Origin of the sequence: Streptomyces swartbergensis (assembly GCF_002148965.1) — a bacterium.
GTDB lineage: Bacteria > Actinomycetota > Actinomycetes > Streptomycetales > Streptomycetaceae > Streptomyces > Streptomyces swartbergensis.
The window spans coordinates 1-1,396 of record NZ_NGFN01000697.1; the positions used below are offsets into that span (position 1 = coordinate 1).

General features: G+C 67.0%; 2 protein-coding genes. Both read right to left on the reverse strand.

Annotation, left to right across the window (positions count from 1 at the left end):
- Positions 1-24: 24 nt before the first annotated feature.
- A complete protein-coding gene (locus CA983_RS43670; RefSeq protein WP_003991275.1) occupies positions 25-333 on the reverse strand; it encodes a hypothetical protein in 309 nt (102 codons plus the stop codon).
- A 478-nt stretch (positions 334-811) separates the two neighbouring features.
- Entirely contained in the window at positions 812-1,126 is a 315-nt protein-coding gene (locus CA983_RS43675) for a hypothetical protein (protein ID WP_244207357.1), read from the reverse strand.
- Between the last annotated feature and the right edge of the window lie 270 nt (positions 1,127-1,396).

The window sequence follows — 1,396 nt, forward strand, 5'->3', positions numbered from 1 at the left end:
CGGCCGGGGCGGGTGGGGCCCGGCCTACACGGCCATGCCGTAGACGATGGTGAAGAGCGTGCCGAGTGAGCCGATGATGAACACGCCCGTCAGGCCCGCGATGATGAGGCCCTTGCCCTGCTCCGCGCTGAAGGTGTCCCGCAGGGCGGTGGCACCGATGCGCTGCTTGGCGGCGCCCCAGATGGCGATGCCGAGGCAGAGCAGGATGGCGACCGCCATCACGACCTCGATCATCACCTTGGCCTCGTTGCCCAGGCTGCCGAAGGGGCCCCAGTCCGGAGCGATCCCGCCGATGATGGTGTTGATGTCTCCCTTATCGGCCGCAAAGAGCATGTAAGTCACCGCCCCTGTTGGGTAGTTCCGCATCCTCTGCGGTCGTGCAGAGGTCAGGCCTCATTCTCGCCGACGATGACGCTGTCGTATGTCGACTTGGCGTCATTGATTGGCGGGTTTCGTACGAATACCTTGCCACCGTTCCGCGCCGGAACCTAAGGGAGGCGACGGGCGGCGTACAAAGGATCGTATAGTCACTCTGTGTATCACGGCAGGTCACGCCGGGCAATGAGGCCTGAGCGAAACCTGTCGTGTGGTTCCGTCGTTGTGCCCTTCTATGACCTGCGTCACCTTTCCGGACCATTTCTGACGGTCGGTCGGGTGAGTGGTCGACCCGGTGTTCTCCGGGTGAAGGCTACCTGGCGCGGCGAACAGGCCGTGGCTGGGTTGCCGCGGCCCGTTCGTCCTCTGCCGGCCTCGAGCCCCCCACGGTCCCAGGCGGCGTTCTTCAGTGACGGTCTGTCACGAGCGGGAGGGGTCAGCCGGTGAAGGCGCCGACTCCGTTCGGGGTGCCCCAGCCGGTCGGGCCGTCATAGCCCGTTCGGGCGGTGCAGAAGTAGCTGGGGGCGCAGGTGCCGTTGCCGTTGCTGGTGACGTCGTTCGGGGCGGAGGTGTTCGCGTAGGGGAACTTCGACGGGTAGGAGCCGCCGGCCGGGGTGCCCGCCAGGACGTAGACGCCAGCGCTGATCGGGGCGGAGGCGAGAGAGGCCTGCGGGTGGAGGTTCCGCCGGTACGGTTCCCGGCGGGAGCGGCGACCCGCGAGGACGATCGCTTGTTGAGTAAGTGACAACAAGGCGGCTTCGGGATCCTGACGTCCGTCTTACTGAAGCGGGTGCCGGGCTTACCGATCAGTGACGGGCCGATGGCCGGGGCATGGGCGCGGCTTGACCCAAGTGGTCCGGTCGGTGCGGCTTGAGGCCGGTGGCACACGTTCCTCTCACCTTTCTCGGGCACAGTGGCGCCGATGAAGCGCGTCCTCTCCATTGCCGTGGTTCTTGTCGCCCTCACCTCCGCGTCCACCGCGGTGGCCGACGACGGGGGCGGGCCCTTCGGGGTGACCGTC